Origin of the sequence: Methylophaga sp. (assembly GCF_048266885.1) — a bacterium.
GTDB lineage: Bacteria > Pseudomonadota > Gammaproteobacteria > Nitrosococcales > Methylophagaceae > Methylophaga.
Genome location: NZ_JBLWYR010000004.1, coordinates 62,002 through 84,950, shown reverse-complemented (window position 1 = coordinate 84,950; position 22,949 = coordinate 62,002). Strand labels below are relative to the sequence as shown.

General features: G+C 43.0%; 25 protein-coding genes. 8 read left to right on the top strand and 17 right to left on the bottom strand.

What is annotated here, in order from left to right:
* Positions 1–59 precede the first annotated feature (59 nt).
* Both ACN0V2_RS03190 and ACN0V2_RS03185 read left to right on the top strand, forming a co-directional pair.
* Positions 60–953, top strand: coding sequence for a DnaJ C-terminal domain-containing protein (locus ACN0V2_RS03190; protein WP_417549339.1), 894 nt, complete (start codon positions 60–62; stop codon positions 951–953).
* A gap of 21 nt (positions 954–974) precedes the next feature.
* On the top strand, positions 975–2,363 hold the full coding sequence (locus ACN0V2_RS03185) for a DegQ family serine endoprotease (protein ID WP_417549338.1): 1,389 nt from the start codon (positions 975–977) through the stop codon (positions 2,361–2,363).
* 56 nt (positions 2,364–2,419) lie between these two features.
* On the opposite strand, the gene ACN0V2_RS03180 is transcribed toward ACN0V2_RS03185, so the two are convergent.
* The gene (locus ACN0V2_RS03180; protein ID WP_417549337.1) at positions 2,420–3,337 is read right to left on the bottom strand and encodes a DUF808 domain-containing protein; all 918 of its coding nucleotides are present in this window, start codon (positions 3,335–3,337) and stop codon (positions 2,420–2,422) included.
* A 91-nt stretch (positions 3,338–3,428) separates the two neighbouring features.
* Positions 3,429–3,905 (bottom strand): DUF1348 family protein, encoded by a 477-nt coding sequence (locus tag ACN0V2_RS03175; RefSeq protein ID WP_417549336.1) that lies wholly within the window; start codon positions 3,903–3,905, stop codon positions 3,429–3,431.
* 100 nt (positions 3,906–4,005) lie between these two features.
* Here ACN0V2_RS03175 and ACN0V2_RS03170 point away from each other — a divergent pair, with 100 nt between their 5' ends.
* A complete protein-coding gene (locus ACN0V2_RS03170) occupies positions 4,006–4,581 on the top strand; it encodes a TetR/AcrR family transcriptional regulator (protein ID WP_417549335.1) in 576 nt (191 codons plus the stop codon).
* Between the two features lie 7 nt (positions 4,582–4,588).
* Here the strand turns inward: ACN0V2_RS03170 and ACN0V2_RS03165 are convergent, their stop codons facing one another.
* The 5 genes from ACN0V2_RS03165 to ACN0V2_RS03145 form a co-directional block, all read right to left on the bottom strand.
* Positions 4,589–5,524: a PstS family phosphate ABC transporter substrate-binding protein gene (locus tag ACN0V2_RS03165; protein ID WP_417549334.1), complete on the bottom strand. Its 936-nt coding sequence runs from the start codon at positions 5,522–5,524 to the stop codon at positions 4,589–4,591.
* A gap of 24 nt (positions 5,525–5,548) precedes the next feature.
* Positions 5,549–5,776 (bottom strand): hypothetical protein, encoded by a 228-nt coding sequence (locus ACN0V2_RS03160; protein WP_417549333.1) that lies wholly within the window; start codon positions 5,774–5,776, stop codon positions 5,549–5,551.
* A 28-nt stretch (positions 5,777–5,804) separates the two neighbouring features.
* Positions 5,805–6,965: a Na/Pi symporter gene (locus ACN0V2_RS03155; protein ID WP_417549332.1), complete on the bottom strand. Its 1,161-nt coding sequence runs from the start codon at positions 6,963–6,965 to the stop codon at positions 5,805–5,807.
* Between the two features lie 336 nt (positions 6,966–7,301).
* Positions 7,302–7,436 carry a hypothetical protein gene (locus tag ACN0V2_RS03150; protein ID WP_417549331.1) on the bottom strand — a complete coding sequence of 45 codons (135 nt, stop codon included), beginning with the start codon at positions 7,434–7,436 and terminating at the stop codon, positions 7,302–7,304.
* Positions 7,437–7,631: 195 nt separating this feature from the next.
* Positions 7,632–9,686: a TonB-dependent siderophore receptor gene (locus tag ACN0V2_RS03145; RefSeq protein WP_417549330.1), complete on the bottom strand. Its 2,055-nt coding sequence runs from the start codon at positions 9,684–9,686 to the stop codon at positions 7,632–7,634.
* Between the two features lie 395 nt (positions 9,687–10,081).
* Here ACN0V2_RS03145 and bfr point away from each other — a divergent pair, with 395 nt between their 5' ends.
* The gene (gene bfr, locus ACN0V2_RS03140) at positions 10,082–10,561 is read left to right on the top strand and encodes a bacterioferritin (protein WP_417549329.1); all 480 of its coding nucleotides are present in this window, start codon (positions 10,082–10,084) and stop codon (positions 10,559–10,561) included.
* A 127-nt stretch (positions 10,562–10,688) separates the two neighbouring features.
* On the top strand, positions 10,689–10,988 hold the full coding sequence (locus tag ACN0V2_RS03135) for a glycine zipper domain-containing protein (RefSeq protein ID WP_417549328.1): 300 nt from the start codon (positions 10,689–10,691) through the stop codon (positions 10,986–10,988).
* Between the two features lie 243 nt (positions 10,989–11,231).
* Here the strand turns inward: ACN0V2_RS03135 and ACN0V2_RS03130 are convergent, their stop codons facing one another.
* Positions 11,232–12,155 (bottom strand): LysR family transcriptional regulator, encoded by a 924-nt coding sequence (locus ACN0V2_RS03130; protein ID WP_417549327.1) that lies wholly within the window; start codon positions 12,153–12,155, stop codon positions 11,232–11,234.
* An 89-nt stretch (positions 12,156–12,244) separates the two neighbouring features.
* Between ACN0V2_RS03130 and ACN0V2_RS03125 the strand changes: the two genes are divergently transcribed.
* Both ACN0V2_RS03125 and ACN0V2_RS03120 read left to right on the top strand, forming a co-directional pair.
* Entirely contained in the window at positions 12,245–12,673 is a 429-nt protein-coding gene (locus tag ACN0V2_RS03125) for a DMT family transporter (protein ID WP_417549326.1), read from the top strand.
* A 9-nt stretch (positions 12,674–12,682) separates the two neighbouring features.
* On the top strand, positions 12,683–13,138 hold the full coding sequence (locus ACN0V2_RS03120; RefSeq protein ID WP_417549325.1) for a DMT family transporter: 456 nt from the start codon (positions 12,683–12,685) through the stop codon (positions 13,136–13,138).
* A gap of 40 nt (positions 13,139–13,178) precedes the next feature.
* Here ACN0V2_RS03120 and ACN0V2_RS03115 read toward each other — a convergent pair whose 3' ends face one another.
* Both ACN0V2_RS03115 and ACN0V2_RS03110 read right to left on the bottom strand, forming a co-directional pair.
* Positions 13,179–13,658, bottom strand: coding sequence for a cupin domain-containing protein (locus ACN0V2_RS03115; protein WP_417549324.1), 480 nt, complete (start codon positions 13,656–13,658; stop codon positions 13,179–13,181).
* A gap of 410 nt (positions 13,659–14,068) precedes the next feature.
* Positions 14,069–14,434, bottom strand: a complete 366-nt coding sequence (locus ACN0V2_RS03110) for a winged helix-turn-helix transcriptional regulator (protein ID WP_417549323.1) — start codon at positions 14,432–14,434, stop codon at positions 14,069–14,071.
* A gap of 127 nt (positions 14,435–14,561) precedes the next feature.
* Between ACN0V2_RS03110 and ACN0V2_RS03105 the strand changes: the two genes are divergently transcribed.
* A complete protein-coding gene (locus tag ACN0V2_RS03105) occupies positions 14,562–15,038 on the top strand; it encodes an ester cyclase (RefSeq protein ID WP_417549322.1) in 477 nt (158 codons plus the stop codon).
* Positions 15,039–16,049: 1,011 nt separating this feature from the next.
* On the opposite strand, the gene ACN0V2_RS03100 is transcribed toward ACN0V2_RS03105, so the two are convergent.
* The 7 genes from ACN0V2_RS03100 to atpA form a co-directional block, all read right to left on the bottom strand.
* Complete coding sequence (locus tag ACN0V2_RS03100) at positions 16,050–16,472, bottom strand: hypothetical protein (RefSeq protein ID WP_417549321.1); 423 nt, start codon at positions 16,470–16,472, stop codon at positions 16,050–16,052.
* Entirely contained in the window at positions 16,469–17,023 is a 555-nt protein-coding gene (locus ACN0V2_RS03095) for a Panacea domain-containing protein (RefSeq protein WP_417549320.1), read from the bottom strand. Before ACN0V2_RS03095 ends, ACN0V2_RS03100 begins: the two co-directional genes overlap by 4 nt.
* Before the next feature lie 159 nt (positions 17,024–17,182).
* Positions 17,183–18,547, bottom strand: a complete 1,365-nt coding sequence (gene glmU, locus ACN0V2_RS03090) for a bifunctional UDP-N-acetylglucosamine diphosphorylase/glucosamine-1-phosphate N-acetyltransferase GlmU (RefSeq protein ID WP_417549319.1) — start codon at positions 18,545–18,547, stop codon at positions 17,183–17,185.
* A 96-nt stretch (positions 18,548–18,643) separates the two neighbouring features.
* Positions 18,644–19,066, bottom strand: coding sequence for a F0F1 ATP synthase subunit epsilon (locus tag ACN0V2_RS03085; protein WP_417549318.1), 423 nt, complete (start codon positions 19,064–19,066; stop codon positions 18,644–18,646).
* 18 nt (positions 19,067–19,084) lie between these two features.
* Positions 19,085–20,461 (bottom strand): F0F1 ATP synthase subunit beta, encoded by a 1,377-nt coding sequence (atpD, locus tag ACN0V2_RS03080; protein ID WP_318988604.1) that lies wholly within the window; start codon positions 20,459–20,461, stop codon positions 19,085–19,087.
* A gap of 50 nt (positions 20,462–20,511) precedes the next feature.
* Positions 20,512–21,378, bottom strand: coding sequence for a F0F1 ATP synthase subunit gamma (gene atpG / locus ACN0V2_RS03075; protein ID WP_417549317.1), 867 nt, complete (start codon positions 21,376–21,378; stop codon positions 20,512–20,514).
* Positions 21,379–21,392: 14 nt separating this feature from the next.
* Entirely contained in the window at positions 21,393–22,934 is a 1,542-nt protein-coding gene (gene atpA, locus ACN0V2_RS03070) for a F0F1 ATP synthase subunit alpha (protein WP_417549316.1), read from the bottom strand.
* Between the last annotated feature and the right edge of the window lie 15 nt (positions 22,935–22,949).

Here is a 22,949-nt window from a genome sequence, read left to right as displayed (position 1 = left end):
TTGAAAAACGTCCTATCATCCCCATCTAATGACCGAGATCAATTAATCCGAATGAGCCCATGGAATATAAAGACTATTACAAAATTCTTGGCGTAAGCCGAACTGCGACACCGGAGGAGATTAAAAAAGCCTATCGGACTTTGGCACGTAAATATCATCCTGATGTCAGCAAAGAGGAAAATGCCGAAGAGAAATTCAAAGAAGTCGGCGAGGCTTATGAAGTGCTGCGCGATAAAGACAAACGCGCTCAATATGATCAATTTGGCGGTCAGTTCCGCCACGGTCAATCGTTTTCAGCGCCTCCAGGCTGGGAAGAAAATGTTGGAGGATTTGGTCAAGGCAACTTCAGCAGCTTCTTTGAAAACATGTTTGGTGGCATGGGCGGAATGGGCGGTGGCCGAAGTGATAACTTCTTTGCCAGAGGTGAAGATGTCAACGCCAAAATCACCATTTCCTTAGAGGATGCCTTTAACGGTGCCAGTAAATCCATTCGTCGTCCTGCTGGCGCTACCCAGACTGGAACTGTTAGTGTCAAAATTCCTGCGGGTATTGAACCCGGTAAGAAAATTCGCCTGACGGGTCAAGGCAAAGCAGGCATGAATGGTAAACCTGGTGATTTATATCTGGAAATTCAGATTGCACCCCATTCACTTTATCGGCTTGATGGTAAAGACGTTTATCTAGATTTACCTATTGCTCCTTGGGAAGCCGCTTTAGGAGCCAAAATCACTGCGCCAACTTTAGCCGGAAAAATTAGTCTGAATATCCCGGAAGGCGCTCGCAGTGGTCAAAAAATGCGTTTAAAAGGTCGTGGCCTGCCGGGTAAAACCGCTGGGGATCAATTTGTTGTATTACAAATCATGACACCTCCGGCCAATACTGCCGAAGCGAAAAAGTTTTATCAGCAAATGGCTGAAAAACTCCCGTTTAACCCTCGTGAGAACATTGAATAAGCATTTTGAGGTAAAGACAAAATGATGAATAAGCTTAAATCTGCTGTTGTTTGGCTGGCTGGCATAACACTTTTGACTCAGGTTGCTGTCGCTGCTTTGCCTTTCCCGTGGCTGGATGACGATAATCAGATGCCGACCCTGGCACCGATGTTGGACCTATCGAAACCTGCGGTTGTTAATATTGCCACGCGTAGTGAAGTACGTATTCAGGACAATCCGTTATTAAATGATCCATTTTTCCGGCGCTTTTTTAATCTTCCTCAACAGCAACAGCCTCGAACCCGACAAGCACAAAGTCTGGGTAGTGGCGTTATCGTCAACGCCAAAGAAGGTTTGGTATTAACTAATAATCACGTGATTCAACGTGCTGATGAAATCACCGTTTCTTTGCATGATGGGCGCAGTTTTCAGGCTGAAGTAGTTGGCAGCGATCCCGCAACGGATGTTGCCGTGATTCGCATTCCTGCAGAAAATCTTACAGCCTTGCCTTTGGCAGATTCGGACAGTCTGCGAGTGGGTGATTTTGTGGTCGCAATTGGTAATCCATTTGGCCTTGGTCAAACTGTAACTTCTGGTATTGTCAGTGCATTAAGTCGTAGCGGCTTGGGATTAGAAGGTTATGAAAACTTCATTCAGACCGATGCGTCTATCAATCCTGGTAATTCCGGTGGTGCGCTGGTTAATTTGAGAGGTGAATTGGTCGGTATCAACACCGCTATTTTTTCACCAGGACAAACCGGTAATATCGGCATTGGTTTTGCCATTCCCAGTAACTTAGTTAAACAAATCACTGATCAGTTACTGGAGCATGGAGAAGTACGTCGCGCTTACCTGGGTGTGCAAATGCAAGACATCACTCCCGAACTCGCTCAAGCATTTGGTATTGAAGCGAATCGGGGTGGCGCCGTGGTCACCAATGTTATGACAGGTTCAGCTGCAGAAAAAGCAGGTCTCAAAGTGGGCGACGTTGTAACTGCTGTAGATGGTGTATCGCTATTAAATGCTGATAATCTGCGGAATACCATTGGCCTTTTGATGGTCGGGCAATCTATTCAACTCGACATTCTCCGCGATGGTAAAGCACATACACTGACGGCAAAAGTGACTGAAGTTCAACCTTCCACCAGCACACAAGCCAGTGATGTTCACCCTAAATTACTTGGTGCAACATTTGGCGAGATTGAATCCACCTCACCCGCTTACGGTAAGGTTGAAGGCATCATGTTGTATTCAGTGCAACGTGGTAGTCCTGCTTGGAACGCCGGGTTACGTAGTAATGATGTCGTGACATCGGTTAATAGAAAGCCGGTGAATAACCTTGAACAATTCAAACAAATGGTCTCGAACCAGCCACAATTATTGTTAAATATTGTTCGTGAAAATCAGGCTCTGTTTATATTGCTACGTTAAACAATTCGGCGCGGAGCTATAGTTGCTCCGCGCCACATTACTAAAAAGGTTTTAACTTATTTCAGCACCCGTTTAATGCCTAAAACGATAGCCAATACCAGAGCACCAGCAACAACGCCTACTCCAGCATTGAACAGCTGAGGTACCATAAAATTCGCTATTGGATTTGTCACCGCAATGCTTTCAATCCAGTGGTGTAGAAAATCCATTCCATGAACCAATATTCCCCCCCCCACCAGGAACATCGCCAACATCCCAACCACAGACAAAAACTTCATAAACTTAGGTGCAATCCATAAAATGGTTTGTCCTATCACGCGTTTAAACCGAGTAAACCAATCTTTCCCAGCACTGGTGATTAACGCCAAACCTGCATCATCAAATTTCACAATTCCAGCGACTAAACCGTAAACACCAATGGTCATTGCTATTGCAATAAGTGAAACCACGATCGTTTGGGTCAATATAGGCGCGCCTTGAGCAACTCCTAATGAAATAACAATGATCTCTGCAGATAAAATAAAGTCGGTGCGAATCGCGCCTTTGATTTTACTTTTTTCAAACTCAGCGATATCTACTTCAGGAGTGGTCACTGCATGCACTAATTCATTATGGTGGGCATCATCCTCAGCTTCTTCATGAATGAATTTGTGAGCGAGCTTTTCTACCCCTTCATAGCAAAGATATAAACCACCCAACATCATGAGAGGCGTGACTAGCCATGGGAGGAAAGCACTTATCAATAAAGCTGCCGGCACCAGAATCAATTTGTTAATAAATGATCCCTTTGCTACAGCCCAGACCACAGGCAATTCTCTACTGGCATCAATTCCACTTACTTGTTGAGCATTTAACGCAAGATCATCACCTAATACCCCTGCTGTTTTTTTAGCGGCTACTTTTGTCATCAACGTGATGTCATCAAGTATCGTGGCGATATCATCGATTAAAGCAAGTAAACCAACACTGGCCATATTTTTCTCTCTAAGACGTCAAAAAGCGGAAGATGCTTACCTGCGGATTATAGAGCTATTTTTCATCGCATTATCGTAATGTGATTGATATTTATAACTCTAATTCACTCAAGCTGGGGTGATCATCGGGACGTCGACCTTGCGGCCATCGTAATTTACGTTCGCTTTCATTAATTTTTAAATCGTTGATACTGGCATAACGCGTTTTCATCAAACCATTTTCATCAAATTCCCAATTTTCATTGCCATAGGATCGAAACCACTGCCCGTTTTCATCGTGCCATTCATAGGTAAAGCGCACAGCAATACGATTTTCGGTAAAAGCCCAAAGCTCTTTCACCAATCGATACTCCATTTCGCGTTGCCATTTTTTCTGTAGGAAAGATTTTATCTGTTCCCGTCCTACCGGAAACTCTGAACGATTTCGCCATTGACTGTCAGTGGTATAGGCCAAGGCAACTTTTTCTGGATCGCGACTGTTCCAGCCATCTTCAGCCATACGAACTTTTTGTTTTGCAGTCTCAATTGTAAAGGGAGGAAACGGAGGTTTTTGTTCAATTTGTTGCATGGTTTTTCTCCTGCTTGAAATATATACCGATTTGTCTACCTCTAGGATAGACAGATCAGTCTACCTCTGTCAAACTTGCTTAAATATTTTGGGAATTTTTATGGATAAACGGCAGCAACTTATTCAGACGGCATTTGAATTGTTCTATCAGCACGGTATTCATGCGGTAGGTATCAATCAAATTTTACAGACAGCCGGCGTTGCCAAAAAGACGCTCTATAACCACTTTGCCAGTAAAGATGAATTGATTCAGGCTGTGGTCGATTATCGTGATGAGAATTTTTACAACTGGCTAGCTTCCAGGCTAGAACAGGTAAAGCCAGGTTATGATGGGCTCAATGAATTGTTTGATGCCGTGGATGACTGGATTAATAATCGGGTCAGTTTATTAACGGACTTCCATGGCTGTTTTTTTATAAATACCTGTGCCGAATTCAACGATCCACACCACCAAATACACCAACTCTGCCAGCAGCATAAAAAGAGAATTAACGACTTAATCAAAAGGCAAATTCGTGCCTTAGGAATTAGTGAGTCAGCAATAGATTATGTCACTGAGTCCATTAGCCTTTTGAAAGAAGGGGCCATCGTGATGGCCCAAGTGCAAGGAGATTTAAAGTCGGCTCAAAAGGCAAAAGCTATGGCATGGATTGTTTTAGCTGCTTATCTCAGCTAAACAGCAATCAATTAAGCAGTTTTTGGATATTGTCCGAATATTGCGCTTCAGTTAATGGCATGTAACCAGTGAAGTGCAACCATGTAGCAATATTGGAATAATAATGCGTTAAAAATATCTTAAGCTTTGGCTTATCTTCTAAAGATTGTTTATTAACGTATAGAAATAATGGCCTTGAGAACGGGCTATATTGGCCGTTTGCTACAGTTTCAATCGAAGGATAAACAGGACCATTACCATTATCAATGGGCACCAATTTTAAGGTATCCCAATGACGGTGATATGCACCTATCCCAAAAAATCCTACTGCATTTTTATCAGACGCAATATGTTCTGCCAAAAACTCTTCATCTTCACTTGCTACATAGTCGCCACGGCTTTTTCGGGTGACGCCAGTAACCTGTGTCGTGAAATAATCATAGGTTCCAGAATCCAGGCCTCTGCCATACAGGGATAAAAGCTTATCAGGCCATTCAGATCTGACCTGATTCCAGTTCATGATTTTGTCTTCACTTTGTTTTGCCCAGATTGTTTTCAATTCACTTAGGGTTAAAGAATCAACCCAGTCATTACTAGGATGCACCACCACCGCTATTGCATCTTGCGCTAATGGTAATTCCACATAGTCGATCTGATTTTTGGCACAGAGAGCTATCTCTTCAGCATTAATGGGCCGGGAAGCATTACTGACATCAGTTTCGCCATTACAAAACAGTTTAAAGCCAGCATTGGTGCCTGAAAACTTCACCGATATCTCAGTATCCGGTTGTTGTCTTATAAACCGCTTTGCAGCTTCAGTGCTAATAGGAAAAACCGTACTTGAACCATTGATGACTATGGTGTTTTCACCAATATGAGTTTCTGTTAGATCATCTTGCTGTGAGCAGCCCGCCAACAGAACTAAAATAAGACCAGAAAACACATTCACATATTGTCTTTTCACTGAGAGTTACTCCAGCTCATCAAGTTAGTCATGCTTGGAATTTTGAGTTTTCAGAGATTGTTTTAAGTCTTCCCAGAAAACTTTCAAACTGGTGAATTTGGTCTCTACTGCATCAAAATACTGTTCCAATTGATCAATCTTTTCATGCTGCTGTTCATCCATTTCATTTGGCATCCCAGCTTCAAGCTCTTCAATGGCTTGTTTAAGTTCACGAATACGAACTTGTCTTTCTTGTGGTGTCAAATTGCTCATGACTTAACCCTCAAAATAGTGGTTTTAATTAGAAAATCTGACTTATGCCAATGATCAACAATGGAATTACAAAAAAAACTCCACCTATGTAGGCAACAACATAAAGTTTGTTCTTTTGAGCATAAAAAGCCAGGGTTTCTGCCATTTTGATAGGTATCAGGCGAAATACCGGCAACACGTATATCAGCAAAATCGCCAAAATATTAAACAGCAGATGCACCAGTGCGATTTGCAAAGCAAGTTCAGCAGTTGGGCCCGATATCGCTGTTGCAGCAAGCAAAGCAGTGATGGTGGTGCCAACATTTGCACCTAAGGTAAATGGATAGATCTGTCGAATCGAAAACACCCCTGTCCCAGCTAGAGGAACAATTAAGGCGGTAGTCGTAGAAGACGACTGTACTAACACCGTAATTAATGTACCGGAGGTCATGCCGGCAATGGGTCCTCGGCCAACTGCCCGGTGCAAAATATCTTTTGCCTTTCCAACCATCACTTTACGCAGTAACTTACCAATGGCTGAGACCACAAACAAAATCAATGCAATACCGATAACAATCAACGCAACACCAGACCAGACTTCTGGTAACCAGCCAGTGATAAATTTCAAAGCGTCATCAGCAGGCGCTAATATCACTTTCATAAAGTTCATATCACTCATGCTGACACTAGCATCCGATACAATAAATCCGGACATATACTCAGCGGTACGCTGTAAAGGCTTAAACAAAAGTTCGAGAGGTAACAATATGGTTACCGCCAGTATATTAAAGCTATCGTGGACTGTTGCAGCAGCAAAGGCTCGACGAAACTCTTCGCCATTACGAACGTGTCCCAAGCTCACCAACGTACTGGTTAATGACGTACCAATATTGGCGCCCATCACCATTGGAATAGCGATGCTCAATGGCAAACCACCCGCGACCATACCTACAATAATTGATGTTACGGTGCTGGAGCTTTGAATCAAGGCCGTCGCAACAACGCCGATAATGAGAGCAATAACTGGATTTGATGCAAAGGAAAATAATTCTTTGGCATTACTACCCGTAGCGATTTTAAAGCCACTACCGATAGCGCCAACAGAAGCCAGCAATAGATAAATCAAAGCGGCCACTAACAGCCATGCTTGCCAATTAGTTTGTGATGCCTGTGCGTTTAACGAAGGATTTTGCTGAGTAATGGTAGCCATGAGCGTTCACTCTTAATGAAATTCACTCATGTAATTTAGTAATCATCTATGACACTTTGATGAACTATTTTGATTTATTAATTTATAAAACTTTCCGATATAGGGAAGTGATATTCGGAAACGTTTTAAGTAAGCATCTAATTTTCTCAATACTTACAAACCTTTACACAGCTTGAAACAAACTTACAGAAAATAAGCATAGTCTGTTTCCCAGTGACAGGCCTTATAAAAGTGAGGTAAACAAAATGCTAAATTCAAAAATGACAAAAACACTTCTACTACTCATATTTTCATTATTTATAGTGGGCTTTTCGGTAAATCAGGCTCGGGCAGATGTCAGAATAAATATTGGCCTTGGATATCCAATTGGCTATGTGGACCATCGTCATCATAGTTATATCGTGCAACACCATGCACCGCATTACAGCTATAACAGACACCACTATCACCAACCGAAAAAATACTATTCAAAAAACAAACATCATCACAAAAAATCTTACCGTGGACATGATAAACATCATGACCATTATCGTTATGAATCCCGAGGAAATCATCGTGATTACGGGTATCGGGATCATAGATATTATCGATAATTAGAGTTCTCTCCCAGACAAGGATGTCTTTTTGTTTTTACATAAAAAAGCCCCTTTCGGGGCTTTTTTTCATTTAGAAGCTGTAACGTACGTTTGCCGCTAAAGAGCGACGCTCGCCATAACCACAATCGAAGCCTTCACCGCGACACCAGGAAATAAATTCTTCATCGGTCAGGTTCTTTGCATCAACGGTGAAATCCCAGTCACCAATGGCATAACCAATCATGGCGTCATATAAAGTTTCGGAAGGAATTTCTGGTGCCCCACCGCCACCTACAACATCCCCAATATAGCGAATGCCCGCACCAACGCGCCAATGATTTCCAAGATATACTTTGTTCCACCATGAACCTGTTTTTTCAGCCAAAGCCGACAGCCGGTCTCCAGTACTATCGTTTTTGGCATTTAAATCGGTATAGGCAAACTGTGTTTCAAAGTTATTCCAACGTTTATTAATCTGCAGTTCCCAACCATCAATTACTGCCCCAACTTGTTCAACACCACCAGGAGTCTGTCCCTCAACAATCCTATTGGTTTCAGTAATATCAAAATAGGCCATTGTCACAGCCAATGTTTTATCAGGTGATAGATATTTAATACCAACTTCTTCCTGTTCTCCGGTCGTTGGTTTTAAGGTATTGGCAGCAGATGTGCCATCGGTACCCAAGTTCATACTAAATGCTTCTGAATAACTAATATATGGTGATAGTCCATTATCAAACCTGTACATCAAACCGATACGACCGGTTGTTTCTTGCTCATCACTGGTGGTATTGGGTCCTGTTACAGCAAGTTTCCTATTTTTGGCGAAATCACGTCGTAATCCAGCCGATAAAACAACTTTCCCAATTTCAATATGATCAGCCAGATAGATACCAACCTGTTGTATCTCATTATCATCACGATCTACCGGATTAGCCAACGCTGCAGTATTTAAATTCCCGTATTGTGGATCATAAAGATTAATGATTCCGCCACCAGTGGAATTAGAAATATAATTATCTTCCTTCCACAATGCATCTTGTCTATCCCAACCGATAACCAAGTTATGACGGGTAATACCAAGATCAAAAACACCTGAGAGGCGAGTATCTAGGTTAAATATTCGAGTCTTGCGGTCGGCCGTGTGGATACTTCTAGCTATGTTACCTTCAGGCGAAACCACCCCTCCTACTCGTGCCCAATGCTCTCGCGTTTTGGTAGTGGATTCTGTGTAACGAGCAGTTGTAGAAAACGCCCAACTATCATTGAATTTTTGATCAAAAAAGAAAGTTAATTCTGTTTTTTCTCTGTCATATCTATCCCAATCAGGTTCACCAACAAACGTTTCTGAACCGATATAACCAAGAGGTCCTCGGTCAAGCGTGCCGCTCTGAGGCAAAAACTGTGCAGAGACCTGTCCTCTATTTTCTTGACGATTTAATAGAAATGAAAAAGTTGTATCTTCTGTTGGTTTCCAAGTAATTGATGGTGCAATAACGTAACCATCATCTTCAACATGATCCACTTGAGTATCTGCATCCCGTTGTAAGCCAACGACTCTATAGAGAAGTTTGCCATCATCTGTCGCAGGTCCAGTCACATCAAAGGCTATTTGTTTACGATTATGAGAACCATATTGTCCCCATATCTCACCTTGCTGCTCAGCTTTTGGTAATTTTGATACTGAGTTAATAACCCCACCCAGATCCCCTTGCCCATAGAGCATTGAAGAAGGCCCCTTCAAAACCTCAATGCTTTCCAGTGCATAAACATTGGTCCTTACACTGTTATAAGAACCGTAAATCTGTCTTAATCCATCAAGATATAATCCGGGTGAAATACCACGTACTTTCGCGCTGTCTATGCGTGTATCCAAACCAAATGCACCAGAGTAAACACCGGAAGTATATTGCAAAGCATCCTGAATATTTTTTGCCCCTGTATCTTTCATGAAATCATCGTCAATAATAGACATGGAAAATGGTTGATCCATTATTGGCACATTTAATTTTCCAACAACAGGCTCTTTTTCCAACTCGATATAACCTAAGCCATCACTGGCCGTTGAAGTCACCTCAACCGTTGGCAAATCCAAAGACTTTTCTTCATTTTCCTCAGCAACAGCATTAGGTGTAAATACAAACATAGCTAAGACGGCTGGTGCACAAAACAGCCGGAGTTTTTGAACAGGTGGATACATTACGATTCCCAGATTATTTTAAATTAAAACTAAACGATAATGATTTAGATTTGCGTAATGTAAAGAAATGTAACAAGCCTGTCAATTTCTAGTATTTATCTCGGTAAGTTGCCTAAAGGATATTAATTGAGGCTCTTAAGTTGGGTTGAATGCAATGAAACCCAACAAGCTGTATCAAATTGAGATGTTGGGTTTCGTAAACTAAACCCAACCTATGCAAATCGGCACTGGTATAAATCAGAAAATTACGGCAAAACCGTGACAAGAGCCGACAGTTAATGCAAGCTTATTGCCATTAATACACGCTCTGGGTTTAAAAAGAGCTACAAAAGGAAACGATTATGAAAGGCAGTCAGAAAGTTATTGATTTGCTCAACAAGCTACTTGCCGGTGAGCTGACCGCAATGGATCAATATTTCATACATTCTAGAATGTATGAAGATTGGGGCCTGACAAGATTATATAACCGTATTTCACATGAGATGCAGGATGAAACAGACCATGCCGATCAAATGATTAAACGCATCCTGTTTCTGGAAGGCATGCCCGATTTGTCGCATCGTGAACCTCTAAACGTTGGTCACACCGTACCGGAAATGCTACAAAACGACTTAGATCTAGAATACGCCGTAGTCAAAAACCTGCGTGAAGGCATCGCTCTGTGTGAAGCAGAAGATGACTATGAAACTCGCCAAATGTTACTCAAACAGCTGGAAGATACCGAACTGGATCACACCCATTGGTTGGAACAACAGCTAGGGTTGATTGATAAAATGGGTTTGAGAAATTACCTACAGGCTATGACATTGGCTGAAGCATAAACCATTTGAGATACATCATATTCAAACGCTTTGACTATTTTTGCAAGTGAGCCTCATAAAAGGGTTATCTTCACATTAAAATCACAGTATTTCTCTATGCTAGCTAAATAATAATGAAGGAAAATAGATGAAATTAATGTATCTAATTTTGGGACTTACCTTGTCATCTTCAACTGTTTTTGCTGCTGACTCCTCTACAGTGGATGCAGCCATAGGCGGTGCTATTGGGGGTGCGATTGGTGCAGCAGTAGGCAATGAAGTTGGTGGCAGAGATGGTGCGATTATTGGGGGTGGACTGGGAGGCGCCACCGGTGCAGCCGTTTCAACGCACGATGATAATGACCATGGCTCTCACAGAAACTATATAGAACCCCGTTCTTCACAAGGCTTTTGCCCGCCTGGACAGGCCAAAAAAGGTAATTGCTAACATCGGTTCTATATTTAGAGTTTAAATACCCCACTAAAACAAAATGGTTTTAGTGGGGTTTTTTATGTAGCTGAGTAGGTTAGTTTGAAATTGGGCTAGGTCTCATGCTTTAACTACTGTTCTCATCAGCCGAATCAATGCATGAAATATCCCGCTGCTCATTAGCAATAAACTTAAGAAGATTTCTTTATGCTTAGTCCAGCATGACTCGTTTGATTGAGTAACCACCCGGCCGTTAATTGATTAAAGCATATCCCAATAAGGCTTTTCTTCTCCAAAAAAACGCGTCATTTCATCCAGAAAATATCGGACTTTAGAGGATTTCATTCGATTAGCCGGATACAAAGCATAAATTTTCTGTGGTTCAGCTTTTTCTGATGCTTCCCAAGATGGCAGTAAAGATATCAATGCACCGGACTGCAAGCTCTCACTGACTAGCCATTGTGGAAACAAGATAATACCTTGTCCTGCCATCGCTGCCTGAACAAGAATGTCGGCGTTATTACTATATAAATTTCCGCTTACTTCAATACTCTCAAATGTCGATTCCCGATGTGTTCTGAAAAACCAGCTTCGACGGCCCATGGTGCCCTTATAAACCAGACAATTATGCTGAGTCAGATGGTTTGGTTCTAATAAATCGGACATCGACGCTATATAGTCTGGAGCGGCACACAAAACATATTTTTCATCGGCTATTCTTTTATAGTTCAAACTGGAATCGGCCATTCCCCCAATACGAATTACAACATCCACACCCTCGATGATCGGATCAATATAACTATCGGTTAGTACCAGCTCGATGTTTATATCTTTATATTGCCGCTGAAACTCGTGAAGTAATTTGGCTAGATGCAATCGACCAAAAGACACTGGAGCATTGATTTTTAAATTGCCTTGGGGCACCAAAGCGCTTCCCCTAGCCAGCTCGGTTGCCAGTTCAATACTAATCAGTGCTTCTCTAACCTCAGCAAAATAGATCTCCCCCACTTCCGTTAGCTTGACCGCTCGAGTATGACGATAAAACAACCGCTGACCCAATGATTTTTCCAATCCAGCGATATAACGTGAAACCGATGAAGGCGGTAAATCCAATACTCTTGAAGCTGCTACAAAGCTACCTGCCTGTGCCACAGCTACAAATACTTTTAAGACATTCATGCTCATAGTGCAATTATCTATTGTGATTTACGTTATTGATTGAATTTAAGCATCAATAGACAATCATCACAACTTTTACTCAGGAAACGACATTCGTGCAGATCATTCTTTACCTATTGGTACTCATCGCTGGGATGGGGTTGTCCATTGAAGCCGGACTACTGGGACCATTGGGTATGCAAGTCGGTCACCTCGCGGCCACCTTATCCATCTTTATGATCGGCTCAATTATTTTGTCACTGATCCTGATCTTTTTTGTCAAAGCCGATCTCAACAAATTGTTTAATCAACCCAAATGGTTATTAACCGGCGGCGTATTAGGACCGTTGTATGTAGTGTTTCTGACAATTGGCACGCCCATTGTTGGTCTCGGTGTCACCATGACCAGCGTGTTACTTGGACAAATCGCCATGAGTCTAGTTATTGATCACTACGGTCTAATGGGCTCGGTAAAGCGAACCATTGATCCTTATCGCATCATGGCTATCGTCATGATTCTGTCCGCCCTTTGGTTATTGAGTTAGGAACAAATCATGACATTTACCTTAACCATCTTAATGCTTACACTCGGCGGCATTGCTTTATCGGTGCAATCTTCAATAAACGGTAATCTTGGTAATAAAGTCGGCGTCATCGCCAGCTCATGGCTGACCTTTATTGTCGGATTTGCGATAACCTTTCTGCTGTTTTTCTTTTTTGAATCTCCCCACGATCAAACGTTACTCACCGCTCCGAAATGGCAACTTATCGGTGCGTTATTCGGCGTGGTATATATGGTCGTTGTCGTCTTCGCCGTGCCGAGAATAGGTATCGCAGGCACTACTGTTTCGGTCATCTCAGGCCAATTGATTATGAGTTTATTGATTGACCACTTTGGCTGGCTGAATAACGCCGTAATCACCCTCGATGCAGAACGTTATCTTGCGGCTATATTATTGATTGGCGCGATAGCCATGATTTATTTGAGCAATAAAAGACGCGAAGCTTAGCTAGTGCTCGCCAAGCTAATAACGAATTAAACAGTGCCCATTATTTCTTTCTTGGATCATCAGCCGGATCAATGTAGGTAATATCCCAGGGTCCGGTGGCGATCAATTCCACAATGGTTTCCTCTTCCGAGGTCCAAACATAGTGGGCATGGCCTGCTGGTAACACAAAACTATCACCTACGTTCAATACCTCACCATTTTCCTTATCAAACGTCTCGCCCATGCCATTGCCTAATTGGCCTTTCAACACGGTAATAACTTCGGTGTATGGATGCGTATGAGCTGGGATTGGATAATTTGGGGGGAATTTCAGCCAGGCGATAAACACACCAGCTTTGGTCGGATCGCCAAGCAGAATTACACTTTCAGCCCCTTTAGGCAGAATCGCCTCCGGTTGCCATTTCACCTCATTAGCACGAAATGACTGCATTTTCTCTGCCGTCATTCGTTCAATTTGGTCTTGTGCAAACGCCGTTGCAGTAAAGCTTAATAACATCGAAATGATTAATAGAATTCTCACAATAATGTCCTTTTAAAAATTGGAATGGTGATAAATCCGTTGTTCTGGAAACCGTCTAATATTAGGCTTTGTGATAGAGACAGTCGCTCAGTATTAATCCGATTTTATATAGGAATTTTCCTGAAATAATGATTGTGAATTCAGCTACAAATTTTTAGGTTGGGTTGAATGCAATGAAACCCAACAACCGGCAAGCTAGCACTTAAAGTAATTAGGTTTGAATAAGATTGTTTCGAATTAATGTCGAGTTTGGATAATACGTGCTCGTTCCCTTAAAACCCCAAACGCACCGGTTATTCTGATAGCTTGTGGCTTCCAAATTCATTAATGATAAATTTTTAAGCACACAAGATAAATTAACTCGGCTTTCGAAGTCACACAGTTCTAGTTAGATTAACCCTCATAATCTGTTACTGACTAGGCTGGCTATCGTATGTCTGCTGTGCTTCCAGAACATACTCAATATTGCCTTCTGACCAATTTTTAATGCCATCTAACAAATCGATCAACGTTTGCCCAAGAGGTGTTAATGAGTATTCCACTTTCGGTGGTACGGTCGGATAAACCTTACGGTTAACCAAGCCATCCCGTTCCAGACCTCGCAGGGTTTGCGTCAGCATTTTCTGAGAAACACCATCCAGCTCCCGACGTAATTGCCCAAACCGTTTTGTCTCTTCAGCCAATGCTCCCACGGTCAATACTGTCCACTTATCAGCAATCCGATCCAGCACTAAACGGGTGGGACAGTTTTTATTATAAACATTCCATTCAGCCATAAGTCATTGTTTCCATTATTTAGTCACTTTTTAGTACGTATAGCACTTTAAAGTGCCTTCTTGCGGAAAGATACCGTCACTCATAGTATTTCTCTTGCCAATTAAAAGCAACTGAAAGGAAAACATCATGAAAAGTTATTTTTTAAACATCATCGCATTTACAACTTTATTATTTAGTGGAGCACACGCCATGGCTGATCAAAAAACACATCCAAACTTAACCCTATTGAGCAATTTTGCAGGTGAGGTTTTTGTTAATAAAGACCTCTCCAACCTGGATGCATATATGAAAAAAGATTACATCCAGCATAACCCTGCCGTCGCCCAAGGCAGCGAGGGATTTAAAGCCTTTTTTGCTAACTGGTTTGCCGCAATCCCCGACTTTAACTATGAACTGAAAAATATCATCGCCAATGACGACTTCGTTTGGGTCTACGGGACTTATTCAGGTACTCATGAAAATGAATGGTTAGGCATTCCAGCTACTCAAGCCAAGTATACTTTTGATGCGATTGATATCTTCAGAATTGAAGGTGGAAAATTAGCAGAACATTGGGATGTGATGGATTTGCATACCTTATTTACGCAGTTACAAGCTAAGTAATTGTTATTGGAAAAAGCAGAGTTTCGGCTCTGCTTTTTTCTGCTTTTATTCGTTTCGGTAACTAGGGCGTTTCATTGCTTTTAAACGGAACTAGCTATGATTGTTTCTCGATGTTTCATCACAGATAGGCCCACTCTCCAACTAATCGTGAATATTACATCGCTTCTGTTTCGCATGAATGCGAGTCAGGAGAGTAATGAGCCACATCCCTGTGGCTCACCTGCAAGCAGGTTGCTTCGCAGTTCAAATTCGTTCCCGACGAATTTGTGCGTGCCCATTCCCCTAACAACCCCAGGGCACCCCTTGTGTTGGCCTGCGGCTTCACTGCGTTGCGTTCTTTGTCAGGGAGACTCACCAAACTCGCTTCGCTCAAACAGGTAAGTCTCTAATCCTGACAAAAAGCTGCTACTGATTCGTGGTATCCGTGCCACTCACCCTTCGGGCGCTTTCAGCGTCCAAATTTGTTCCAGACAAATTTGTCGTCAATACAAAAAGGGGATTTTGTCTCCAACCTCAACGGCTCTACCTAATGCCCTTATGCGAAGCCGAGCATCACAGAGCTGGTCGGATCAGCATGACGGCTGTTTGAGCGCAGCGAGTTTCCGTCATGCCCGACCAGATCGAGAAGCGCAGGGAACCCGCAGGGCGAGCATGGGCTGCCCTTTTGTTTGGTTCGTTTATTTTGGGCAAGCAAAATAAATGAACGCCCAGCGGCAGCGATGCAATGACGGATATGTTTCAAACTGTTGGGTTTCGTACCTCAACCCAACCTACGTGCTTTAGTCCGAAATTGCTAAGTTGGAGGCGGCTATACAAGTTATTGGACGATACGTGTGTAACCCATGTAGTTGAATTAAACTGTTACCGATGCATGTGAATCGTAAAGTCTTTTTGTTTGGTTCGTTTATTTTGGACAAGCAAAATAAATGAACGCCAAGCGGCAGCATGTAAAGTAGAAAAATAAAATATTTTAGTTTTCTTTTCTCAACGCAGCCTCAATGTAGTAAATGTTTAATTTTGCATTTGCTGTACAGCTCGTTGAATAATTATCTCTTGAGATAGAGACATATCTTCAGAATGCGTAGTACAGATTAGAAGTTGCAATGCTTGCTCTGATGACAAAACACCAATTCGATTAATTTGCCCAGAAATAACTTTTTGCATCATTTGCGCAGAATCGAATTCAAAGAAGTTATCCAACTGGATCCATGTATTTTCCTGAAGAAAACAGCTGCCTTTAACCAAATAAAAATTGGGATAGCGATCCATTGGCTGACAGCCATGCTGGATTCCATATCGATCTCCGCGAGAGGTAGTCTTTACAGAAACATATTTACCTTCAGTCCCATCATTCAAAATGATGAAGATCTTCCTACCTTTAGTTCCATCATAGAATAAAAAATTTGCGTCAAATAGTACCGTCCCTGGCGTCAATGATAATTCTCCATGAACTCTTTATTTTCAATTACATTTTTTATTATTTGGTCGTATTCCGAACCTTTCAAAGCTAGTTCATAAGGAATTAATTCTTGTTTACGGCCTTCTTCCTCATAGACTTTATGCCAAGGTAAATTCTCGAGATGGGTAGCTTCCACCATATCGTTGGCATATGAATTTCTATATTCAACGCATAATTTTTTTAGAAGGTTTAATTCTCTTTTAGAGAAATTATCAGGTTTGAATTCATGCACTGGCGTTATATCCAACATCTCTTTACCATTAAACGCATTTTTTTTCGCTACCTGCAGAGAATTGGATAATTCCTCAGAAGGGCTGTCAAGTTCATCATTAAGCACTCTGGGAACTGGCCCCATCGGCCAAGCAAAATACTCAAGCCCGGTCACACTTCTCCCAGTAATAGAGAAATGTTCAAAGTCTAAAAAGTATAGAAGTTTGAAGAGCTTAGTTTTCCCGCATGACTTTGTGTTGGTCACAAAGTAAATTATTGCGTTGATAAGCTTGTCTTGTTTATGTTCAATTAACATGATTTCAACCCCTTGTTCGGGTCATCTATTCCTTGTTTATATCTCTCTGAGACTACTATTGACTCTCTAATAGTTGGCCTAGTTCTTCCTTATTGCTGAATGGTCAGTACTAACTCAAAGCTATTATAGTCCAAACATCAATGATATGGTTTAAAGCGCCTATTTTCCCTTAACCGGCCTCGACCACCCCTTAACCGTCTTCTGCTCCGACTTAGTCAACGTCAACGCATCTCCAGGAACTGTTTTCCGAATAGTCGACCCAGCCCCAATCGTAGCATCATCCTCAACAGTAACCGGTGCAACCAACTGCGTATCAGACCCAACAAACACCCGATCACCAATCACAGTACGATGCTTATTCGCCCCATCATAATTACAGGTAATAGTGCCCGCACCAATATTTACATCAGCACCCATATCGGTATCCCCGATATAGCTAAGATGATTGATCTTGGAACCCAGGCCAATATTGGCATTTTTGACTTCTACGAAATTACCGACTTTGGCTTTAGCGGCAAGCTTGGTGCCCGGACGCAGCCTGGCAAAAGGCCCTACTGAGCAGTTAGTACCCACTTCGGCATTTTCAATAATGCTGTTGGGCAGGATTTCTGCCCCTTCATGGATGATGCTATTAATAAGAATGCAGTTGGCACCGATGCTGACATTGTCGGCAATGGTGTTATTGCCTTCGAAGATGACGTTGATATCGATGGTGATATCCTGCCCTGCTTTGATATCACCACGGATATCCACTCGAGCCGGATCACGGAAGGTAACACCAGACATCATCAACTCTGTTGCTTTGAGTTGCTGATAGTAGCTTTCGACTTCAGCCAGTTGGACGCGATTATTGATACCTGCCACTTCCATTTCATCTTCACAGGTGACGGAGTTGATTTCGATGCCTTGGTTCACCGCTTTGGCAATCAGGTCGGTCAGATAATATTCACCCTGGGCATTATTATTATCCAGCTGAGATAAGGCTTCGGTTAGCCAGTTGGCCGGAATACACATAATGCCGGTGTTGATTTCATTGATCAGCTTGGTTTCTTCGTCGGCATCTTTTTCTTCGGTGATGCATAGCATATTGTCATCATAGTCTCGAACAATACGGCCATAACCAGTTGGATCGTCCAATATTGCTGTCAGTACTTTCAGGCTGTTGTTATCACCGGATTCAATCAACTCCTGCAGAGTTTCGACGGTTATTAATGGCACATCGCCGTACAACACCAACACTTGTTCACTGTTAGTAAAGCTGGCTTTGGCCTGCTCTACTGCGTGACCAGTACCTTTCTGTTCATGCTGCATCACGGTATTGATACTTTGCTGCTCAAGGTACGGCACCACTTCATCAGAACCATTGCCACAGACTACGACTAACTGGCTTGGAGAAAGCCGTTTAGCGGTATCAATAACGTGTTGTAACATGGGTTTGCCCGCCAGGGTATGCATCACCTTGGGTTTGGCGGATTTCATGCGGGTGCCTTTACCGGCAGCGAGAATAATAATAGCCAGAGACATATAAAGATTCCTTGTATCAGCTCTGTAGTTTAGCAAAGACCTGCAAACAAAAAAGGCCGTCCGAAGACAGCCTTTTTTGGGTCATCACTTTCGTGATTAATGCTTACGTGTTTTACGTGCTCTTTCAATGGCGCGTAACTGTGCCATTGCTTCAGCCAATTGAACTTGTGCTTCAGCAAAGTCCAGTTTGGCAGATTTATCATTAAGCGCTTTTTCAGCAGATGCTTTGGCTTCCAAAGCAGCAGCCTCATTAACGTCATCAGCACGTAATGCGGTATCGGCCAGAATAGTGACGATGTGTGGCTGAACTTCTAAAATGCCACCGGAAATATAAAACTGCTCTTCCTTACCATCTTTCAGTAAACGTACTTCACCCGCTTTTAAACGTGTCAGCAATGGAGCGTGACGTGGGTAAATGCCCACCTCACCCTCTTGTGCCGAGGCAATTACCGCTTCTACCGATCCAGAATAAATGGATTCTTCAGCACTTACGATGTCAACATGAATTGTCATAGCCATCAGCTACCTCCCTAGAGATTAGTACTTTTTGGCTTTCTCAATCGCTTCATCAATGGTGCCAACCATGTAGAACGCTTGTTCAGGCAGTGAATCATATTCACCATCCAGAATGCCACGGAAACCAGCCAAGGTATCTTTCAGTGAAACGTATTTACCAGGTGCACCGGTGAATACTTCAGCAACGAAGAATGGCTGTGACATGAAACGCTGAATTTTACGAGCGCGAGATACAGACAATTTGTCTTCTTCAGACAATTCATCCATACCCAGGATCGCGATGATATCTTTCAGTTCTTTATAACGTTGCAGGGTGTTTTGAACACCACGGGCAATATCATAATGATCGTTACCAACAACTAACGGATCCAGCTGACGTGACGTTGAATCCAGTGGGTCAATCGCAGGGTAGATACCCAATTCAGCAATTGAACGTGACAATACAACAGTCGCGTCTAAGTGAGCGAAGGTGGTTGCTGGAGATGGGTCAGTCAAGTCATCCGCAGGTACGTATACCGCTTGGATAGACGTGATAGAGCCGGTTTTGGTTGAGGTAATACGTTCTTGCAGTACACCCATTTCTTCGGCCAGTGTTGGCTGATAACCTACCGCTGAAGGCATACGGCCTAACAGGGCTGATACTTCGGTACCGGCCAATGTGTAACGGTAGATATTATCAACGAAAAACAATACGTCACGACCTTCGTCACGGAAAAATTCTGCCATGGTCAGACCAGTCAACGCTACACGCAGACGGTTACCTGGTGGCTCATTCATCTGACCGTAAACCAGTGATACTTTGTCGATTACGTTTGAGTCAGTCATTTCGTGATAGAAGTCGTTACCTTCACGAGTACGCTCACCAACGCCAGCGAATACCGAGAAACCACTGTGCTCGATAGCGATGTTACGGATAAGCTCCATCATGTTGACGGTTTTACCTACACCGGCACCACCGAACAAACCTACTTTACCACCCTTAGCAAACGGGCAAACCAAGTCGATTACTTTGATACCGGTTTCCAACAATTCGTTACTAGCAGACAGTTCATCAAATGCAGGTGCTTTGCGGTGGATACCCCAACGCTCTTCTTCACCGATGTCGCCTTTCTCGTCGATTGGGTTACCCAATACGTCCATGATACGGCCCAGTGTTTTTTGACCGACTGGAACACTGATAGCTTTACCGGTATTTGATACGGCTAAGCTGCGCTTCAGACCGTCAGTAGTACCCATTGCAATGGTCCGAACTACGCCGTCACCAAGCTGTTGCTGTACTTCAAGGGTTAAACCAGCCTCTTCAACCATCAAGGCATCATAGATATTTGGCAGACTGTCGCGGGGAAATTCCACGTCAACGACCGCACCGATAATTTGTACAATCTTTCCAGAGCTCATCTTGCTTCCTCTTTCAAATAAGTTCGGGCTGCTCAGCCCTTTTAATTCAGTTAGACCGCAGCGGCACCCGCAACAATCTCAGAGATTTCCTGTGTAATCGCAGCCTGGCGAGCTTTGTTGTAAACCAGTTGCAGGTCATCAATAAGATCGCCGGCATTGTCAGACGCATTTTTCATCGCAATCATGCGTGATGCTTGTTCAGAAGCAATGTTTTCAACAACACCTTGATAAACCACTGACTCGATGTAACGGACCAGCAAATCATCCAAAACTTCTTTCGCATCCGGCTCGTAAATGTAATCCCAGTGATGGGACATTTCCTGGCTTGGCGCACCTGGTGTCGCAGGTAACAGACGAATGAACTTGTCTTCCTGCGTCATGGTGTTCACAAACTGGTTATAAACAAGGTACAGACTATCAATATGACCAGACTCGTAAGCATCCAACATCACTTTGATGCTGCCGATTAACTCGTGAGCGCGTGGCGCATCACCCAATTGGGTGACCTGCGCAACCATGTTCACTGGTAAGCGGCTGAAGAATGCTGAGGCTTTTTGACCAATCGCACAAATATCAACTTGCAGGCCTTTATCAGACTTGGATTTGATTTCGTGCAGCACTTCTTTGAACAGGTTATTGTTCAAACCACCACACAAACCACGATCTGAAGAAACCACGATATAACCTACACGTTGTTTCTCTTCACGTTCCAGCAAATAAGGGTGTCTGTATTCCGGATTGGCAAACGCCAAATGCTGAATGACATTTAAGATCTTGTCAGCATAAGGACGTGTTGCCGCCATGCGTTCTTGAGCCTTACGCATTTTACTGGCAGCCACCATTTCCATCGCAGAAGTGATCTTCTGCGTGCTCTTGATGCTTGCTATCTGCGTACGTATCTCTTTACCGCTAGCCATGAATTATGCCTCGCTTACCAGCTACCGTTGGCTTTGAATTTTTCAATCGCGCTGCGCATTTGGCCAGCGATATTGTCATCAAAATTACCAGTAGTGTTGATAGTGTCCATTAGTTCAGCATGCTGTGAACGCATGGTTGACAGCAATGACGCTTCAAATGAACCGACTTTGCTAACGTCAACATCATCCAAGAAGCCTTCGTTGGCTGAGAACAATGAAATAGCCATTTCAGCAATCGATAATGGTTGATATTGCTTTTGCTTCATCAACTCGGTAACACGTTGACCACGGCTGATTTGTGCACGTGTCGCTTCATCAAGGTCAGAAGCAAACTGAGCAAACGCTGCCAATTCACGATACTGAGCCAAGTCAAGACGTATACCACCACCCAATTTCTTAATGATCTTGGTTTGAGCTGCACCACCAACACGTGATACCGAGAGACCCGCGTTAATCGCAGGACGGATACCGGCGTTAAACAAGTCAGTTTCTAAGAAGATCTGACCGTCTGTAATCGAAATTACGTTAGTTGGTACGAATGCAGAAACGTCACCGGCTTGAGTTTCGATAATTGGCAACGCAGTCAATGAACCGGTTTTGCCTTTTACTTCACCGTTAGTGAATTTTTCTACGTAATCTTCGTTTACACGTGCCGCACGTTCCAGCAAGCGTGAGTGAAGGTAGAAAACGTCACCAGGATAAGCTTCACGACCTGGTGGACGACGTAATAACAAAGATACTTGGCGGTAAGCCCAGGCTTGTTTTGTTAAGTCATCATAGATGATCAGTGCATCTTCGCCTTTGTCACGGAAGTATTCGCCCATTGAGCAACCCGCGTAAGGAGCAATAAACTGCAAAGCAGCTGAATCAGAAGCTGAAGCGGCAACGATGATGGTGTGACCCAACGCATCGTGCTCTTCCAATTTACGAACTACGTTCGCAATAGAAGACGCTTTTTGACCAATCGCTACATAGATACATTTAACGCCTGTACCTTTTTGATTGATGATGGCATCAACCGCAATAGCTGTTTTACCAGTTTGACGATCACCGATAATCAACTCACGTTGACCACGACCGACTGGAATCATCGCATCGATTGATTTCAGACCAGTTTGTAATGGTTGGTCAACAGATTTACGAGCGATAACGCCTGGCGCTACTTTCTCAATTGGAGAAGAGCCACTGGCTTGAATGTCGCCTTTGCCGTCAATTGGTTTACCCAATGAGTCAACAACACGTCCTAACAGGCCTTCACCTACTGGAACTTCCAAAATACGACCAGTACATTTGACTTTGTCGCCTTCAGAAATGTGTTGATAAGCACCTAATATAACGGCACCGACTGAGTCACGCTCTAAGTTAAGAGCCATACCGAAAGTGTTGCCTGGAAACTCAAGCATTTCCCCGGACATGACATCGGCAAGACCATGAATACGCACGATACCATCGGTTACACCGACTACGGTGCCTTCTGTTCGTGCTTCAGTAGCCCCATCAAAGCTTTCAATTCGCTTTTTAATCAGGTCACTGATTTCTGCTGAATTCAGTTGCATCTCTGTTTCCTCTTT

Bases quoted from the DNA above. Each gene is read 5' to 3' on its own strand.
- glmU (WP_417549319.1), bottom strand. From the start codon at position 18,547: ATGTCTCTGGCTATTATTATTCTCGCTGCCGGTAAAGGCACCCGCATG.
- ACN0V2_RS03105 (WP_417549322.1), top strand. From the start codon at position 14,562: ATGAAAAGTTATTTTTTAAACATCATCGCATTTACAACTTTATTATTT.
- bfr (WP_417549329.1), top strand. From the start codon at position 10,082: ATGAAAGGCAGTCAGAAAGTTATTGATTTGCTCAACAAGCTACTTGCC.
- ACN0V2_RS03175 (WP_417549336.1), bottom strand. From the start codon at position 3,905: ATGCAACAAATTGAACAAAAACCTCCGTTTCCTCCCTTTACAATTGAG.
- ACN0V2_RS03180 (WP_417549337.1), bottom strand. From the start codon at position 3,337: ATGGCCAGTGTTGGTTTACTTGCTTTAATCGATGATATCGCCACGATA.
- atpG (WP_417549317.1), bottom strand. From the start codon at position 21,378: ATGGCTAGCGGTAAAGAGATACGTACGCAGATAGCAAGCATCAAGAGC.
- ACN0V2_RS03130 (WP_417549327.1), bottom strand. From the start codon at position 12,155: ATGAGCATGAATGTCTTAAAAGTATTTGTAGCTGTGGCACAGGCAGGT.
- atpA (WP_417549316.1), bottom strand. From the start codon at position 22,934: ATGCAACTGAATTCAGCAGAAATCAGTGACCTGATTAAAAAGCGAATT.
- ACN0V2_RS03185 (WP_417549338.1), top strand. From the start codon at position 975: ATGATGAATAAGCTTAAATCTGCTGTTGTTTGGCTGGCTGGCATAACA.
- ACN0V2_RS03190 (WP_417549339.1), top strand. From the start codon at position 60: ATGGAATATAAAGACTATTACAAAATTCTTGGCGTAAGCCGAACTGCG.
- ACN0V2_RS03085 (WP_417549318.1), bottom strand. From the start codon at position 19,066: ATGGCTATGACAATTCATGTTGACATCGTAAGTGCTGAAGAATCCATT.
- ACN0V2_RS03145 (WP_417549330.1), bottom strand. From the start codon at position 9,686: ATGTTTGTATTTACACCTAATGCTGTTGCTGAGGAAAATGAAGAAAAG.
- ACN0V2_RS03160 (WP_417549333.1), bottom strand. From the start codon at position 5,776: ATGAGCAATTTGACACCACAAGAAAGACAAGTTCGTATTCGTGAACTT.
- ACN0V2_RS03095 (WP_417549320.1), bottom strand. From the start codon at position 17,023: ATGTTAATTGAACATAAACAAGACAAGCTTATCAACGCAATAATTTAC.
- atpD (WP_318988604.1), bottom strand. From the start codon at position 20,461: ATGAGCTCTGGAAAGATTGTACAAATTATCGGTGCGGTCGTTGACGTG.
- ACN0V2_RS03110 (WP_417549323.1), bottom strand. From the start codon at position 14,434: ATGGCTGAATGGAATGTTTATAATAAAAACTGTCCCACCCGTTTAGTG.
- ACN0V2_RS03155 (WP_417549332.1), bottom strand. From the start codon at position 6,965: ATGGCTACCATTACTCAGCAAAATCCTTCGTTAAACGCACAGGCATCA.
- ACN0V2_RS03170 (WP_417549335.1), top strand. From the start codon at position 4,006: ATGGATAAACGGCAGCAACTTATTCAGACGGCATTTGAATTGTTCTAT.
- ACN0V2_RS03120 (WP_417549325.1), top strand. From the start codon at position 12,683: ATGACATTTACCTTAACCATCTTAATGCTTACACTCGGCGGCATTGCT.
- ACN0V2_RS03135 (WP_417549328.1), top strand. From the start codon at position 10,689: ATGAAATTAATGTATCTAATTTTGGGACTTACCTTGTCATCTTCAACT.